Genomic DNA, 15,539 nt, shown 5'->3' with positions numbered 1-15,539 from the left:
TGAACGCCGGGGCCTCCTCGCCAGAATCAGGATGATTGACCTGCTGCTGTACGCCTTCGAGGGCCGGTCGGACCAGCTCAACCCGCTGGGTCCGGTGACCTGACCGGCCGGCAGGGACAGGTCCCGGGGGAGGCGGCGCCGCGCACGGTCGGCCCACTCCGGCCTGCCGGCGTCGCCGCTCCCCTCTAGCGTCTGGATCATGCGCCCTCGTGTCGTCGCCGCCGCTGTCGTCTGTGCGTCGCTCCTGCTGCTCGGTGCGGCTGCGGGCACCGGCGCTCACCCGCCGCTGCCCGCGCGGATGGCGGACACCGGCGGCGGCACCCAGTTGATCACCGCCGTGGCCCCGGGGGCGGGCGCCACGGCGGGCACGCTCACCTGGTGGGAACTGCGCCACGGGCGATGGGTGCCGGCCGGTTCCACACCGGCCCGGTTCGGCGCGAACGGCCTGGTCGAGGGAGCCGTGCGCAGGCAGGGCACGAACACCACACCCACCGGCCTGTACGGCCTCCCGTTCGCCTTCGGCATCCGTGGGGCGCCGCGCGGGACGTCGTATCCGTACCGTCCCGTGCGGCAGGGCTCCTGGTGGTGTCAGGACAACGGCTCGCGGGCCTACAACCGGTGGACCGAGCCCCGGCCGGCCGACTGCCGTGCCGCCGAGTCCGAACACCTCGTCACATACCGCACCCAGTACGCGTATGCGCTGGTCATCGGGTTCAACTACCGTGCGCCGGTGCGGGGCCGCGGGGCCGGGATCTTCCTGCATGTCAACGGGCGTGGGGCGACGGCCGGTTGTGTCTCGGTGCCGGTGGGGGCGATGCGGCGGATGCTGGCCTGGGTCCGGCCGTGGGAGCGGCCGCACATCGCGATCGGCACGGCCGGCGGCCCGACGGCGATCAGCCGGTACTGAGCCACCGCGGGGTGGTTGTCGGTGCGCGGTGCCATCATGTTCTCCTGCTCGGGGAGGGGTACGGGGACATGGAAGCGGCACGCAGGGCTCTGTTGATCGGCATCGGGGACGCGCCCTCGGTCACCGACCTGGAGTCACTGGCCGAACCGGTCGAGGCAGACCTTCGGCTGCTGAGCACCGCGCTGAAGGCCTCGGGCTACGAGGTGGAGACCCTCCACGACGCCGGGCGCAGCCAGATCAGGTCGACGATCTACGAGGCGGCCCGGGAGTGCCCGCCGGGCGGGACCCTGCTGCTCTACTTCACCGGGCACGGCATGCGCGTCAACCGCACCGACTACCTCGTCCCCGCGGACGCCGTTCCCCCGACCGACGGCAACTGGCGGGAGCCGTACCTGGAGTCGCTGCTGCCCGTCAACATCAACCCGCTCCTCGGCGACTGCGCCGCGGGGACCGTGCTGTGGTTCATCGACGCCTGCCGGACGGACACCGCGAGCGACGGCGAGGCGTTCGCCAACCGGGCCGACACCGGCCCGCCGAACGGCGGGTTCGCGGTGATGGCCGGCTGCTCGGCGGGCCAGCGCAGCAGCTACACCGGGGAGGGAAGCTTCTTCGCCCGCGGCCTGGCCGACGCCCTGGGCCCGCTCACGCCCGCCCGCACGGTCGAGGACGTGCTCGCCGCCGCCCGCGCGAGAACCACCGAGGCGGCCTGGCGCCACCGGGTGACGCAGGTCCCCTGGTTCCACTACGGCAGCCACGCCGAGGAGCAGACGAAGAAGACGGAGATCTGCGAGGGCCGTCCCCTCCTCGAGGCGTGGCTGGACGCCGCCCGCACCACCCCGCTGTGGCGGCGCCTGACGCCCGGGGCCACCGTCCACGTGGACGCTCTGCAGGACGCGCTGAGCGGGTTCGTGGAGAGCTGCGCGCGCACGGTCCATCTGGCCCAGCGCCGCATGCCCTGCCCGGACCCGTGGGCCGACGACGCCTTCCCGGTCAGGCTGCTGTGCGACCGGCTGCCGCTGCTGCTGCCCGAGGGGGCCACGCTGTCCCCCGTCGAGGTGGTCACCCTCGTCGCCGCGCCGTTCCTGCACGAGGTGGCCTGGGCCGAGCGGCTCAGCCAGGCGGCGGAGCTCGGCCCGGACACGCTCGGGCGGCGCACGCCCGCGAACGCCCATCGACGGCACTACGAGCAGATCGTCGAACAGTACGGCCGCGTGGCACGCAAACTCGCCGACTGCCAGGCCCGCGACCGCACGCAGGACACCGCGGCCCTCACGATGTGGCTGGTGCACCGCTGGATCGCGGACCGCTTCCAGACCGACGACGAGGTCGTGCCCGCGCCGCCGGCCGAGGCCCTGGCCGCACGGCTGGGCATCGCCGACGGCAGGGTGCAGGATCTCGCGGAGCTGCTGCGGGCGGCGGCCTCCGCGGTCGGCCCCGACGAACCTCTCGACGAACTGGCCGGCTGGACGCCGCGCAAGGTGCTGCTGCCCGGTGGGCACCAACAGCTGCGCATCCGCCCGCTGGCCGCGCTGCTGCGCCTGGCCTCGACCCTGGCACTGGACGTACGCGCCCTCGCGGACATCGTGGCGGAGCATCTCGCCGTCTCCGACCCGGTGCTGCCGCAGCAGACGGTGGCGATCGCGCACGAGCTGAGCTGGCACCGCGAAGGCAGCGCCCTGCATCTGGACGCGCCCTGTCCGCATCAGGCGGTCCACGCCGCCCTCCTGGAAACGGTCGACGCGGCCGACCAACTAGCCGCCCGCATCGGGGAGATGGCCGACCGGATGCCGGAGTCCGAGGCCGGGCTGCTGGCCGCCGTGCCCGGCCGGGTCACCGACCGCGATCTGCAGCCGCAGCGCAGCGGCGGGCAACCGGCGTACGAAGTGCCCCTGTTGCGCTTCCATCTGGCGCAGACCGAAGTGCGGGACCTGCTGATGGGCGAGCAACTCTACGGCGGCGAACCTCAGCTGGCGCTGCGGGAGCTGTACCAGAACGCCATGGACGCCTGCCGCTACCGGGCGATGCGCTGGGACTACCTGGAGAGCACCGGCCGCCGGCCGGCCGACTGGACCGGACGGATCGTCTTCACCCAGGGCCGGGACGAGCGCGGCCGGTACGTGGAGTGCCGGGACAACGGTGTGGGCATGAGCGCCGAGCAGCTCAAGCAGACCTTCACGCGGGCCGGCAGCCGCTTCGAGCGGTCCGCGTCGTTCCGCAAGGAGCAGTCCCGGTGGCTGCGCCACGACCCGGCCCTGCGGCTGTACCCCAACAGCCGTTTCGGCATCGGCGTGTTCAGCTACTTCATGCTGGCCGACGAGATGACCATCGTGACCCGGCAGGTCAGCCCGGACGGCATCCCCGCGGAGCACGCGTTCCGGGTCGAGATCCCCAGCAGCGGAAGCCTCTTCCGCATCCAGCAGCACGACGGCTCCGACGACGGCGTCGCCGAGGGCGGCACCCGGGTACGGCTGTATCTGCGGGACGACGACAGCAGGAATCGGCGGCTGTCGTGCGTGACGGTGCTCCGGGAGCTGGTCCGGGTCAGCGAGTTCGCTCTGGAGGTGAGGGAAGGGCCGGGACACGAGCACGTGTGGGAGCCGGGAGTGCTCCAGCAGGCCCTGGGAGGTGGCCTCTCCGACGCCCTGGAGGCCGTAACGGGAGCGCTGTGGTGGGTAAACGGGGAGGGCGCGATCCTGTGCGACGGCATCGTGACGGACCAGAAGCCGTTCGGGTACGTGGTCAACCTGACGGGGCCCCACGCGGGAAAGCTCAGCGTGAGCCGGAAGGAGTTGCAGGAGTTCGACTCGGAATGGGTCGAGACGCTGTGGCGGCAGGGATCGGCGGAGCTGGTCGAGTGGCCGGTGCTGTCCCTGGCGTGGGTGGGGCAACTCGACCAGGAGAGCAGGGCGGCGGCGCGGGTTCTGGACGCGGAGTGGCGCGGAAAGGGCGTTCACGTTCAGGACTGGGACGGCGAACCCGTGGACTTCGACCACGTGGGCTGGTTCCACCTGGACCAGCCCATCGTCGGCGACGTTCGCCTGACGGCCCGTCAGGCCCTGTGCGTGCCCTGGCGGGCCGTGGTCCTCGGGCTGCCGCACGACAACCGTCGCGCGGCAGGCCCCGTGGATCTCTCCGGGTACCCGGTTCCCGCCGCCGGTGACGCTGAACTGGTGAAGTCAGCGCTGAACTCCTGGTGCGACGTGGTGACCCACGCGGCGACACAGCGAACGAGTGTCGAGGAGGTTCAGCGTCGGCGCAGGGCGTTGCGCGTCGTACACCGCGACTTCGCGCCGCTGCCCCGCGGAGTCGAGCCGTTGACCTGGATACCCGACGACAGCGACCGTGCCCTGATGACGGCCCTGTCGGGTGGCAACGGGACGCAGGTGTCGGACGGCGACGGCTCCCGTCACTGGGGTGGTCTGATCCTGGCGTCGCTCCAGCTCTCGGCGCCGCTGGGCGAACTGGTGGAACGGCTGGGCCGCTTCGCTCCCCTGCTGCCGTCTCCCGTTCCGGAGGTCCCCCAGGCCTTCCAGGACCACGTGTGCACGCAGGACGACCTGCAGAGCGTTTTCCACCGCTCGTCCCCGACCAGATCCCAGATCCTCTGGTCTCTGGCCGACGAGCCGTTGCTCGTGTGCGACGTCGCCGAGCAGTCCGGCCGTCCCGTGGCGGAGGTGCTGCGTCGACTGGCCGACCTCTCCTGGCTGGGCTGGACCGCTCCGACGAGTGAGGCGGTGGCTCCATGGACCCGCCTCGCCGACGACGAGATTCTCGATGAAGTGATCCGTCTCTTCACCAGAAGGCTCCCGGCGGGTGAGCGCGAGCTGCTCTGGGCGGCGACCGTGGACTTCGCCGAGGGTATGGACACCGATCTCGCGCACGCCGAGCGGCAACTCGCACGGGAAGCCGACAGGCTCGGCCTGCGGTACGAGCGGCGGTACGAGCGGAACACCGCGGCGAGCCGGGTCGAGCCGTCCTTGGACGCGGCACTGTCGGTCCGCCGCCTACAAGACATGGGGTGCGTCCTGGAACAGGGTCTGGACCTGGAGTCGCTGTCGATAGCGCGCACCGCCTCCAGCCACGAGTGGGTGACTTCCACCGCTGTCTCGGACCTGCGCAACGCGGGGATCCGAGTCCCGAAGAACACCGCGCTCGTCACCGAATGGGGCCGTCTGCCGCTGCGAGACCGCTACATCCTTTCGGGCAAGGAGCCCTCCCTGGACGAGGAGGACCACCCCGCCGCGGACATCACCGCCGGGGCCCTCTTCTACTCGGCGGAACGCCTCAACGAGACACTCCGCGAAGTCTGGTCGACGGTGGACAGGTACGCGAAGGGCTACGGACTCACCACGCCGTCGTTGCCCAGAGCCCTTGTCGGCCTGCGTCCCACCAGAGGCATGGCAGCCGCTCTCGTCGAACACCCCATCGACGAGCGCACCGGCTCCACCGGCACTGCGCGGTGGACCCGTCTCACCCCCCGGGGCCTGGCCGCCTACGCCCGCCGACGCGCGTCCGACGCAGCCGCCGCCTACGAGCGTCTGCTGCCCCTGCGCTCGATCGGCGCTCTGGTCCCTGAACTCCCCGCCGAAGCACTGGCCACGCTCCAAGGCCTCATGCCGGACGAGCACGACCTCGTCGCGCTGGGGAACGACCACCGGGTTACCGGCGAGGACGACCCCTACTGCGCGCTCGATCTGGTGAGCATCGCCGGCCGGCTGGGCGAGCCGCTGCCCCTGACCGTCGAGCGCATCACCCCGTACCTACCCCTGTGCCCGGAGCCGCGTGTCCTGCCGCCCGTGCCCGACGTCCTCCCGCGCTGGCAGGACCTGGCCCTGCTCACCGAGAACCTGGACGGCATGCTGCCCGCGCTCCATGGGCGGGTGAGCCGAAGTCATGTCCGGCGGGCCGCCGCGGCCACCGGTGAGAGCGAGGAGTGGATCACGGAGCGGCTGCGGTTGTACACGACGATGTTCGACCTGGTCGTCGACGAGAACGAGAAGGGCATCGAGAAGGACATCGAGGGGGACGGTGACGGCGATGAGTGAGGCACCGCGCGTGAACCATGGCCACGACCACGGCACGGCGTATCTGGAGACCTATGTGGGCGTGGTCACGGGCGTCTTCGTCCGGCGGGCCGCCGAGGGCGGGCCGGGGCTGCGGATCGAGGGCACCTGCCCGCGCTGCCAGGGAGGCACCGTCTCCGAGTACCCGTACGGGCTCGCCGGGACCGGCGCCAAGGGCGGCTTCTCCTGGCGACGGGGGACGGACCCGACGCAGGCGCAAGCGCAGAGCGAGGAGGCGGCGCTGCTCCGTGAGGTGCACTACTGCGAGTGCGGCCACCCGCATCCCGACCTGCCCGCCGAGGCCCCGTTCGTGGGCTGCGGGGCGAGTTGGCGGGTGACGGCGCTGAGCGTGGCGGACGGCGGATGAGCGCACAGTCGGACCGGCGCTGGGCGCAGCTCGCCCGGGAGCTGGAGTTCCACCAGCTGCCGGAGCTGAGGCGGCAGGCCGAAGGGTGGCGGGCGGGCCTCACCGGGCTGACGGCGCTGGTGGCCGTCCTGGTGACGCTCAAGGGGCGGGACGACCTCAACCAGGTTCCCGCCACGGCGCGGGAGACCGCCGGCGCCCTGGTGGGGCTCGCGTTCCTGCTGCTGGTGGCCGGTTCGGTCCTGGCGGTGCGGGCCGCCCACGGCAGTCCCGGCGAGCAGGTGCTGCTGGCCGGGCAGGCGCTGCGCGCGTGGACCCGGCGGGAGATCGCGCGAGTGACGCGTTCGCTGCGCTGGGCCGCCGTGTGCTGTGTGTGCGGGGTGGCGCTGGTGACCGCCGCCGTGGTCGTCGTCTGGACCACGACCGAGGCTCAGCCCGACCACCTGGTCCGGGTCGTGACGACGAGCGGGGAACGCTGCGGGGAGTTGCTGGGCTCGGGACGCTGCGGACGGAGGGCGAGAAGCGGACGCTGCTGCCCGTTCGGATGGTGACGAAGATGGTGCCCGTGGCCGCGTGCACGTCCTCCGGGTGATCGGCTGAACACTCCGCGGCTTGCGCCCGTATCTGTGGGCCAAGGGTCAAGTCCCACGGAGGAACCGTGACCACCACGATCGCAGGCGGACGCGCCGCCCGCCGCCAGACGATGCGCCGCATCCGCCCGCGCCGATCCCCGGCCGTCCCGCTGTTGCTCGCCGTATGGGCGGGCGCGGCAGGCGTGCTGTGGCTGTGGTGGGCCAACACGCCGAACATCGCGGACACCAACAGCAAGATCCTCAACGCGGGACGGATCACCGGTCTGCTCGCCGGGTACCTGATGGCGCTCGTCGTGCTGCAGATGGCGCGGGTGCCGGCGCTGGAGCGGCGGGTGGGCTCGGACCGGGTCGCTCGCTGGCACGCGATGAGCGGCCGGTACACGCTCTGCCTGGTCTTCGCGCACGTGTTCCTCATCATGTGGGGGTACGCGCTGCAGGCCGGCAAGTCGCTCGGCGACATCGTCCAGCAGACGATCGACTCCGTGAACCAGCTGCCGGACATGGGCAAGGCCGCCATCGGCACCGGCTTGTTCCTGCTCATCGGCCTGGTGTCGATCGGCCCGGTGCGGCGCAAGGTGCCGTACGACACCTGGTACCACATCCACCTGCTGACGTACGGGGCCGTGTTCCTGACGTTCTGGCACCAGATCACCACCGGCAACGACTTCGCGATCGAGCCGACCGCGAAGACCGTCTGGTACGCGCTGTACGGGTCGGTCACCGCGCTGGTCGTCTGGTACCGCGTCGTCACCCCGCTCCGGCTGAACCTGCGTCACCGCATGTACGTCGAGGCGGTCATCGAGGAGACGCCCGGCATCGTGTCCGTGCTGATCGGCGGCCGCAAGCTGCACCGCATCGGCGCGGAGGCCGGGCAGTTCTTCCGCTGGCGGTTCCTCGCGCCGGGGATGCGGTTCAGCTCCCACCCGTACTCGCTGTCGGCGAACCCTCGCCCCGAGCTGCTGCGGATCACGGTCAAGGCGATCGGCGACCACACCGCGGCGCTGCGCGAGCTGCGGCCCGGCACGAAGGTGTGGGCCGAGGGCCCGTACGGCGCGATGACCGCCTCCCGGCGCAGCCAGGGCAAGGTGCTGCTGGTCGCCGGCGGTGTGGGCATCACCCCGATGCGGACGCTGTTCGAGACGCTGCCGGGCGCGCCCGGTGACATCACCCTTCTCTACCGGGCCAACAGCACCCAGGACCTGGCCCTGTGGGACGAGCTGGCGAAGATCGCCGACGAGCGCGGGGCACGGCTGATGTACGCCGTCAACAGCCCCGACGGGGAGCGCCCCGACATCTCGGCGGAGTCCCTGCAGCGGAAGATCCCCGACATCGACAGCCACGACGTCTTCATGTGCGGACCGAACGGCTTCGCCCAAGGGGTGTTCGAGGCACTGCGCGGCGCCGGGGTCCCCGCCCGCCGTATCCACCACGAGTCGTTCGAGATGTGAGCGACCCGCACTTACGGGAACCTCGCCACCAACGGGAATCAGGAGCTCAGGAAGAGATGAGGAAGAGCCACCCTCTTCGACGCGTCGTGCTGGCCACCGCCGCCACCGTGTCCGGGATCGTGCTGCTGCTGTCGCTGAAGCCGTCCTCCGACCCGGCCTCCGCGCAGGCGGCGGGCTCGGGCTCGGGCACGGCGCAGGAGGCGGCCCAGGGCGGGGCCGGGGCGCCCGTGACGGGGACGATGACCGGGGACGCGGTCCAGACGCAGTACGGCAACGTGCAGGTCCGCATCACCGTCGTCAACAACAAGATCACCAAGGCGGAGGCCGTCCAGGCGCCCAAGGGGGGCACCAGCGACGAGAAGACCAAGCTGGCGGTCCCCCAGCTGAACGCGGCCGTGGTCGCCAAGCAGAGCCCGAACATCGACACGGTGTCGGGCGCGACCTACACCAGCGAGGGCTACAAGAAGTCCCTGCAGTCGGCGATCGACAAGGCGAACGCGAGCGCGGGCTCCTCCCAGGGTTCCGGTTCCGGTTCTGGTGCCGGTTCCGGTTCTGGTGCCGGCAGCGCGCAGGCCGCCGGCGCCTTCACCGGGGACGCGGTCCAGACGCAGTACGGCAACGTGCAGGTGCGGATCACCGTCGCCGGCGGGAAGATCACCAAGGCGGAGGCCGTCCAGGCGCCCAAGGGCGGCACCAGCGACCAGAAGACCGCACTCTCCGTCCCCAAGCTCAACCAGGAAGCCGTGGCCGCCGGCAGCGCGGACATCGACTCGGTGTCCAGCGCGACCTACACCAGCGAGGGCTACAAGAAGTCCCTGCAGTCGGCGCTGGACAAGGCGAAGGCGAGCGCGGGTTCGGCGTCGGGTTCGGCGTCCGGCTCAGGGTCGGGGTCGTCCGGCTCGGGGTCGTCCGGCTCAGGGTCCGCTTCGGGTGCCGCGCAGGCCAAGACCGTCACCGGCAGCGTCCAGCAGACGCAGTACGGTCCCGTCCAGGTGCGGATCACCGTCGCCGGCGGGAAGATCACCAAGGCGGAGGCCGTCCAGGCGCCCAAGGGCGGCACCAGCGACCAGAAGACCGCACTCTCCGTCCCCAAGCTCAACCAGGAAGCCGTGGCCGCCGGCAGCGCGGACATCGACTCGGTGTCCGGCGCCACCTACACCAGCGAGGGCTACAAGAAGTCCCTGCAGTCGGCGCTGGACCAGGCCCGGTGACGGACACCGTGGCCGAGTCGGCGCAGGCTCCCGCCGTGGTCCGTCATGCGGAAGAGGTCATGGGGACCGTCTTCTCCTTCGACGTCCGCGGCGGCGAGGCCGGGGCGGTGCGGGCGGCGCTGGGGGAGGCGATCGCCTCGCTGCACCGGGTGAACGAGGTGTTCAGCACCTACCGCGAGGACAGCCAGGTCTCCCGGCTGGTGCGCGGTGAGCTGACCGTCGAGCAGTGCGATCCCGAAGTGGCCGAGGTGCTGGAGCTGGGCGCCGAGGCGGAGCGGATCAGCGACGGCTGGTTCAGCATGCGTTACGAGGGCCGGCTCGACCCGACCGGCATCGTGAAGGGCTGGGCCGCCGAGCGTGCGGCCCGGCTGGTCGCGGCGGCGGGGGTGAGCGGGGTGAGCGTCAACGGCGGCGGCGATGTGCAGCTGCTGGGCGTTCCCGGGCCCGAGCGGCCGTGGCGGGTCGGGGTGTCCGATCCGCTGCGGCCGGGCGGACTGGCCGCGGTCGTGTCGGCGGCGGGCGCGGACGAACTGGCGGTGGCCACGTCGGGTACGGCGGAGCGGGGCGCGCATATCGTCGACCCGCGCACGGGGCGCTCCGCGGTGACGGACCTTGTGGCCGTCACGGTGGTCGCCCCTCACCTGACCTGGGCGGACTGCTGGGCCACGGCGGCCTTCGCGATGGGGTCGCGGGAGGCGTTGGGGTGGCTCGAGTCGCTGCCCGACGTGGAGGCGCTGCTCATCACCGCGGGCGACGAGGTGCGCTGCACCGGAGGATTGGCGGGACGCCTCGGGTGAGCCGAGGCCGGCCGGGGGTGGGTTCACTCACCGCGTTGGCGGGGTGCCGCTGCGCCCACCCGTGCCGCCTGGGCCCACCTCCCAGGGCCCCACGCACCCGCAGTCGGCCTACCCGCGTGACCGTCCCTCTCTCGGTGACCGTCCCTCTCGGTGACCGTCCCTCTCAGTGGCCGTTCTGAGCCAGCCGCAGCAAGTGGTCCGCCAGCGCCTGGCCACCGGTCGGCTCCCGGCTGATCAGCAGCAACGTGTCGTCGCCCGCGATCGTGCCGAGGATGTCGTGCAGCTCGGCCTGGTCGATCGCCGAGGCAAGGAACTGGGCCGCCCCCGGCGGCGTACGCAGGACCACGAGGTTGGCGGAGGCCTCCGCGGAGATCAGCAGCTCCTGCGACAGCCGCCGCATCCGCTCCTCCTTCGCCGACTCCCCCAGCGGCGCCCGGGGAGTCCGGAAACCCCCCTCGCTGGGCACCGCGTAGATGAGGTCGCCGTCGGTGTTGCGGATCTTCACCGCGTTCAGCTCGTCCAGGTCCCGCGACAGCGTCGCCTGGGTGACGCTCAACCCGTCGTCGGCCAACAGCTTCGCCAACTGGCTCTGCGACCGCACCGGTTGCCGGTTGAGGATGTCCACGATCCGGCGGTGACGCGCGGTGCGGGTCTGTGGCACGGCGGGCCCGTTGACCCCGGCCTGCTCATGGTCCTGCGCCTGACTCATCGTCGTCTCATTCTCCGGATCGGTCCCCGTTCACTGCGTCGAGGATGCCGGGCAGTGCCTCGAGGAACGCCTCCGCCTCGTCGTCGCCGAGGTTCAGCGGCGGCATCAGCCGGACGACGTCGGGAGCGGGCGCGTTCACCAGGAAGCCGGCCTCCTGAGCCGCCGCGCGCACCTGGGGCGCGAGGGGCTCGGTGAGCACGATACCCAGCAGGAGGCCCGCGCCCCGGACATAATCGATCAACGGGTGGCCCGTACCCTCGATTCCGTCCCGCAGCCTCTCGCTCTGCTGCTTGACGTTCTCCAGCAACCCCTCGTTCTCGATGGTGTCGAGGACGGCGAGTCCGGCGGCGCAGGCGACCGGGTTGCCGCCGAAGGTCGTGCCGTGGTGCCCGGGCTGCAGCAGCTCGGCGGCCCGCCCGAAGGCGACGGTCGCGCCCAGCGGCAGCCCGCCGCCGAGGCCCTTCGCCAGCGTCACGACGTCGGGCAGCACACCTTCGTGGGCCTGGTACTCGAACCAGTGCCCGGTCCGGCCGATGCCGGTCTGCACCTCGTCCAGGACCAGCAGCGCGCCGGTCGCCGCGGTGATCGCCCGGGCGGCCTTGAGGTAGCCGACGGGCGGCACGACGACACCCAGTTCGCCCTGGATGGGCTCGAGGACGACGAGCGCGGTGTCCTCGGTGACCGCGGCGGCCAGCGCCTGCGCGTCGCCGAACGGCACATGGGTCACGTCGCCGGGCAGCGGCAGGAACGGGTCCCGCTTGCCGGGCTGGCCGGTGAGCGCGAGGGCGCCCATGGTGCGGCCGTGGAAGGCGCCTTCGGTGGCGACGACGTGGGTGCGCCCGGTCAGCCGGCCGATCTTGAAGGCGGTCTCGTTGGCCTCGGCGCCCGAGTTGCAGAAGAAGACCCTGCCGTCCCGGCCGAAGTGCGTCAGGAGCCGTTCGGCGAGCGTGACGGTCGGCTCGGCCATGAAGAAGTTGGAGATGTGGCCGAGGGAGCCGATCTGCCGGCTCACGGCGTCTACGACGGCCGGGTGGGCGTGCCCGAGCGCGTTGACGGCGATGCCTCCGACGAAGTCGAGGTACTCCTTGCCGTCGGCGTCCCAGACCTTGGCGCCCGCGCCGCGCACCAGGGGCAGCAGCGGCGTGCCGTAGTTGTTCATGAGCGCGGTCTGCCACCGCGCGGTCAGTTCCTCGTTGCTCATGACGGCTCCCCCTGCGCGTGCGACTGTGCCTGCGGCTGTGCGTCCGGCTTCTCGTCGGCCACGACCATCGTGCCGATGCCCTCGTCGGTGAAGATCTCCAGCAGGATCGAGTGCTGGACCCGCCCGTCGATGACCCGGGCCGTGTTCACTCCGCCTCGCACGGCGTGCAGGCAGCCCTCCATCTTCGGGACCATGCCGGAGCTCAACTCCGGCAGCAGCTTCTCCAGTTGGGAGGCGGTGAGCCGGCTGATCACCTCGTCGGAGTTGGGCCAGTCCTCGTAGAGGCCCTCGACGTCCGTGAGGACCATGAGGGTTTCGGCGCCCAGCGCGGCAGCGAGTGCCGCAGCCGCCGTATCAGCATTGACGTTGTAGACATGTCCGTCGTCCTGGCTACGGGCGATCGAGGAGACGACCGGGATGCGGCCGTCGGCGAGCAGTGCCTCGATGGCGCCCGTGTCGATCGCGGTGATCTCGCCCACCCGCCCGATGTCGACCAACTCGCCGTCGATCTCGGGCCGGTGCTTGGTGGCGGTGATGGTGTGCGCGTCCTCGCCGGTGAGACCCACGGCGAGCGGTCCGTGCTGGTTGAGCAGGCCGACCAGCTCGCGCTGGACCTGCCCGGCCAGCACCATCCGTACCACGTCCATGGCGTCCTCGGTGGTGACGCGCAGGCCGGCCTTGAACTCGCTGACGATGCCGTGCTTGTCGAGCGCGGCGCTGATCTGCGGGCCGCCGCCGTGCACGACGACGACGTTGAGGCCGGCGTGCCGCAGGAAGACGACGTCCTGCGCGAAGGCGGCCTTCAGCTCCTCGTCGATCATGGCGTTGCCGCCGAACTTGATGACGACGGTCTTGCCGTTGTGGCGGGTCAGCCAGGGCAGCGCCTCGATGAGGATCTGGGCCTTGGGCAGCGCGGTGTGCTTTCGCGTGACGTTGCTCATGAGGCGTACGCGCTGTTCTCGTGGACGTATTCGGCGGTGAGGTCGTTGGTCCAGATGGTGGCGGTCTCGGAGCCGGCGGCGAGGTCGGCGACGATGTGCACCTCGCGGTAACGCATGTCGACCTTCTCGCGGTCCTCGCCGACGCTGCCGTTCTTGCACACCCAGACGCCGTTGATGGCGACGTTGAGCCGGTCCGGCTCGAAGGCGGCCTTCGTGGTGCCGATCGCGGAGAGCACGCGGCCCCAGTTGGGGTCCTCGCCGTGGATGGCGCACTTGAGGAGGTTGTTGCGGGCGATGGAGCGACCCACCTCCACGGCGTCGTCCTCGCTCGCCGCGTTGACGACCTCGACCTTGATGTCCTTGCCGGCGCCCTCGGCGTCGCGGATCAGCTGCCGGCCGAGGTCGTCGCAGACGGTGCGCACGGCGGCGGCGAACTCCTCGTACCCGGGGGTGACCTCGGAGGCGCCGGAGGCGAGCAGCAGCACGGTGTCATTGGTGGACATGCAGCCGTCGGAGTCGACCCGGTCGAAGGTGACCCTGGTGGCGGCGCGCAGCGCCCGGTCCAGGGTCGCGCTGTCGAGGTCGGCGTCGGTGGTGAGGACGACCAGCATGGTGGCGAGGCCGGGGGCGAGCATGCCCGCGCCCTTGGCCATGCCGCCGACGGTCCAGCCGTCCTGGGTGACGACGGACGTCTTGTGGACGGTGTCGGTGGTCTTGATGGCGATGGCGGCCTTCTCGCCGCCGTGCTCGGAGAGCTGGGCCGCGGCGGTCCCGACTCCCGGGAGCAGCTTGTCCATCGGGAGCAGGACGCCGATGAGGCCGGTGGAGGCGACGGCGACCTCGGCCGCGTTGTGGCCCAGCACGTCGGCGGCCTTCTCGGCGGTCGCGTGGGTGTCCTGGAAGCCCTTCGGCCCCGTGCAGGCGTTGGCGCCGCCGGAGTTGAGGATCACCGCGGACACCCGGCCGCCCTTGAGGACCTGCTCGGACCACAGGACCGGCGCGGCCTTCACGCGGTTGGAGGTGAAGACGCCCGCGGCGGACAGACGTGGCCCGGTGTTGACCACGAGGGCCAGGTCCGGGTTGCCGTTCTCCTTGATTCCGGCGGCGATGCCCGCAGCCTGGAATCCCTTGGCTGCCGTGACGCTCACGGTGCGACTCCGATCGTGGAAAGCCCGGTGGTCTCGTCGAGTCCGAGGGCGATGTTCATGCTCTGCAGGGCGCCGCCCGCGGTGCCCTTGGTCAGGTTGTCGATGGCGCTGATCGCGATGATGCGGCCCGCCGCCTCGTCGTGGGCGACCTGTACCTGAACGGCGTTGGAACCGTGGACGGACGCCGTGGCCGGCCACTGGCCCTCGGGAAGCAGGTGGACGAAGGGCTCGTCGGCGAAGGCCTTCTCGTAGGCGGCGCGGACGGACTCGGCGGTGACGCCGGGCTTCGCCTTGGCGGTGCAGGTGGCGAGGATCCCGCGGGACATCGGCGCGAGGGTCGGGGTGAAGGAGACCGTGACCGGCTCCCCGGCCGCCGCGCTGAGGTTCTGGATCATCTCGGGGGTGTGCCGGTGGCCGCCGCCGACGCCGTACGGGGACATGGAGCCCATGACCTCGGAGCCCAGCAGGTGCGGCTTGGGCGCCTTGCCGGCGCCGGAGGTGCCGGAGGCGGCGACGATCACGGCCTCCTGCTCGGCCAGCCCCGCCGCGTACGCGGGGAACAGGGCCAGCGAGACGGCCGTGGGGTAGCAACCGGGGACCGCGATGCGCTTGGACCCCTCCAGCGCCGCGCGGCCGCCCGGCAGTTCGGGGAGGCCGTAGGGCCAGGTCCCGGCGTGCGCGGAGCCGTAGAACCGCTCCCAGTCGGCCGGGTTCTTCAGCCGGAAGTCGGCGCCCATGTCGACGACGAGCACGTCCGGGCCGAGCTGCTCGGCGACCGCGGCGGACTGGCCGTGCGGGAGGGCGAGGAAGACGACGTCGTGTCCGGCGAGGACCTCGGGGGTGGTCTCGTCGAGCACCCGGCCGGCCAGCGGCAGCAGGTGCGGCTGGAGCGTGCCCAGTTTCTGGCCCGCGTTGGAATTGCCGGTCAGGGCGCCGATCTCGATCTCGGGGTGCGCGAGGAGCAGGCGCAGCACCTCTCCGCCCGCGTACCCGCTCGCTCCGGCCACCGCCGCACGTACCGCCATGTCCACCCTCCTCTTGGATGGCATGACTATACGTCGCTATGCACGTTTATACAATCTGGTGCGGGCGCATAAGATCACGTGCTGCGACGGAGAATTTTAGTTGGCACATGGAGAACGCTGGTTGGCAAATCT

At 71.5% G+C, this 15,539-nt stretch carries 12 protein-coding genes; 7 read left to right on the top strand and 5 right to left on the bottom strand.

What is annotated here, in order from left to right; genetic code table 11:
- Positions 1 to 199 precede the first annotated feature (199 nt).
- The 7 genes from ACZ5SK_RS16570 to ACZ5SK_RS16540 all read left to right on the top strand — a co-directional run bounded on the left by ACZ5SK_RS16570 (position 200) and on the right by ACZ5SK_RS16540 (position 10,383).
- Positions 200 to 907 carry a L,D-transpeptidase family protein gene (locus ACZ5SK_RS16570; protein ID WP_334583293.1) on the top strand — a complete coding sequence of 236 codons (708 nt, stop codon included), beginning with the start codon at positions 200 to 202 and terminating at the stop codon, positions 905 to 907.
- Positions 908 to 975: 68 nt separating this feature from the next.
- Positions 976 to 5,952, top strand: coding sequence for an HD domain-containing protein (locus ACZ5SK_RS16565; RefSeq protein WP_468576210.1), 4,977 nt, complete (start codon positions 976 to 978; stop codon positions 5,950 to 5,952).
- Complete coding sequence (locus ACZ5SK_RS16560; RefSeq protein WP_334583295.1) at positions 5,945 to 6,337, top strand: hypothetical protein; 393 nt, start codon at positions 5,945 to 5,947, stop codon at positions 6,335 to 6,337. Before ACZ5SK_RS16565 ends, ACZ5SK_RS16560 begins: the two co-directional genes overlap by 8 nt.
- On the top strand, positions 6,334 to 6,885 hold the full coding sequence (locus ACZ5SK_RS16555) for a hypothetical protein (RefSeq protein WP_468576209.1): 552 nt from the start codon (positions 6,334 to 6,336) through the stop codon (positions 6,883 to 6,885). Before ACZ5SK_RS16560 ends, ACZ5SK_RS16555 begins: the two co-directional genes overlap by 4 nt.
- Positions 6,886 to 6,992: 107 nt before the next feature.
- The gene (locus ACZ5SK_RS16550) at positions 6,993 to 8,375 is read left to right on the top strand and encodes a ferredoxin reductase family protein (protein WP_334583297.1); all 1,383 of its coding nucleotides are present in this window, start codon (positions 6,993 to 6,995) and stop codon (positions 8,373 to 8,375) included.
- A gap of 56 nt (positions 8,376 to 8,431) precedes the next feature.
- On the top strand, positions 8,432 to 9,586 hold the full coding sequence (locus tag ACZ5SK_RS16545) for an FMN-binding protein (protein ID WP_334583298.1): 1,155 nt from the start codon (positions 8,432 to 8,434) through the stop codon (positions 9,584 to 9,586).
- Entirely contained in the window at positions 9,583 to 10,383 is an 801-nt protein-coding gene (locus ACZ5SK_RS16540; protein ID WP_334583299.1) for an FAD:protein FMN transferase, read from the top strand. Before ACZ5SK_RS16545 ends, ACZ5SK_RS16540 begins: the two co-directional genes overlap by 4 nt.
- 163 nt (positions 10,384 to 10,546) lie before the next feature.
- Here ACZ5SK_RS16540 and ACZ5SK_RS16535 read toward each other — a convergent pair whose 3' ends face one another.
- From ACZ5SK_RS16535 to argC, 5 genes are read right to left on the bottom strand one after another with little or no spacing between them, the layout of a single operon-like run.
- Positions 10,547 to 11,092, bottom strand: coding sequence for an arginine repressor (locus tag ACZ5SK_RS16535; RefSeq protein WP_319334998.1), 546 nt, complete (start codon positions 11,090 to 11,092; stop codon positions 10,547 to 10,549).
- Between the two features lie 7 nt (positions 11,093 to 11,099).
- Positions 11,100 to 12,293 (bottom strand): acetylornithine transaminase, encoded by a 1,194-nt coding sequence (locus ACZ5SK_RS16530; RefSeq protein ID WP_334583300.1) that lies wholly within the window; start codon positions 12,291 to 12,293, stop codon positions 11,100 to 11,102.
- A complete protein-coding gene (argB, locus tag ACZ5SK_RS16525; RefSeq protein WP_334583301.1) occupies positions 12,290 to 13,234 on the bottom strand; it encodes an acetylglutamate kinase in 945 nt (314 codons plus the stop codon). Before argB ends, ACZ5SK_RS16530 begins: the two co-directional genes overlap by 4 nt.
- Positions 13,231 to 14,382 (bottom strand): bifunctional glutamate N-acetyltransferase/amino-acid acetyltransferase ArgJ, encoded by a 1,152-nt coding sequence (gene argJ / locus ACZ5SK_RS16520; RefSeq protein WP_361701671.1) that lies wholly within the window; start codon positions 14,380 to 14,382, stop codon positions 13,231 to 13,233. The genes argB and argJ overlap by 4 nt, the downstream gene beginning before the upstream one ends.
- Positions 14,379 to 15,407, bottom strand: a complete 1,029-nt coding sequence (gene argC / locus ACZ5SK_RS16515) for an N-acetyl-gamma-glutamyl-phosphate reductase (RefSeq protein WP_079663432.1) — start codon at positions 15,405 to 15,407, stop codon at positions 14,379 to 14,381. Before argC ends, argJ begins: the two co-directional genes overlap by 4 nt.
- Positions 15,408 to 15,539 lie beyond the last annotated feature (132 nt).

The organism is Streptomyces sp. NPDC031474 (genome assembly GCF_055581185.1).
The sequence above is the reverse complement of the archived record's forward strand: the minus strand, read 5'-3'. Positions and strand labels throughout refer to the sequence as shown.

What these genes read in the sequence shown, in the direction of transcription:
- ACZ5SK_RS16565 (WP_468576210.1), top strand. Translation starts at nt 976, where the DNA reads ATGGAAGCGGCACGCAGGGCTCTGTTGATCGGCATCGGGGACGCGCCC.
- ACZ5SK_RS16545 (WP_334583298.1), top strand. Translation starts at nt 8,432, where the DNA reads ATGAGGAAGAGCCACCCTCTTCGACGCGTCGTGCTGGCCACCGCCGCC.
- argC (WP_079663432.1), bottom strand. Translation starts at nt 15,407, where the DNA reads ATGGCGGTACGTGCGGCGGTGGCCGGAGCGAGCGGGTACGCGGGCGGA.
- ACZ5SK_RS16535 (WP_319334998.1), bottom strand. Translation starts at nt 11,092, where the DNA reads ATGAGTCAGGCGCAGGACCATGAGCAGGCCGGGGTCAACGGGCCCGCC.
- ACZ5SK_RS16560 (WP_334583295.1), top strand. Translation starts at nt 5,945, where the DNA reads ATGAGTGAGGCACCGCGCGTGAACCATGGCCACGACCACGGCACGGCG.
- ACZ5SK_RS16555 (WP_468576209.1), top strand. Translation starts at nt 6,334, where the DNA reads ATGAGCGCACAGTCGGACCGGCGCTGGGCGCAGCTCGCCCGGGAGCTG.
- ACZ5SK_RS16570 (WP_334583293.1), top strand. Translation starts at nt 200, where the DNA reads ATGCGCCCTCGTGTCGTCGCCGCCGCTGTCGTCTGTGCGTCGCTCCTG.
- ACZ5SK_RS16530 (WP_334583300.1), bottom strand. Translation starts at nt 12,293, where the DNA reads ATGAGCAACGAGGAACTGACCGCGCGGTGGCAGACCGCGCTCATGAAC.
- argB (WP_334583301.1), bottom strand. Translation starts at nt 13,234, where the DNA reads ATGAGCAACGTCACGCGAAAGCACACCGCGCTGCCCAAGGCCCAGATC.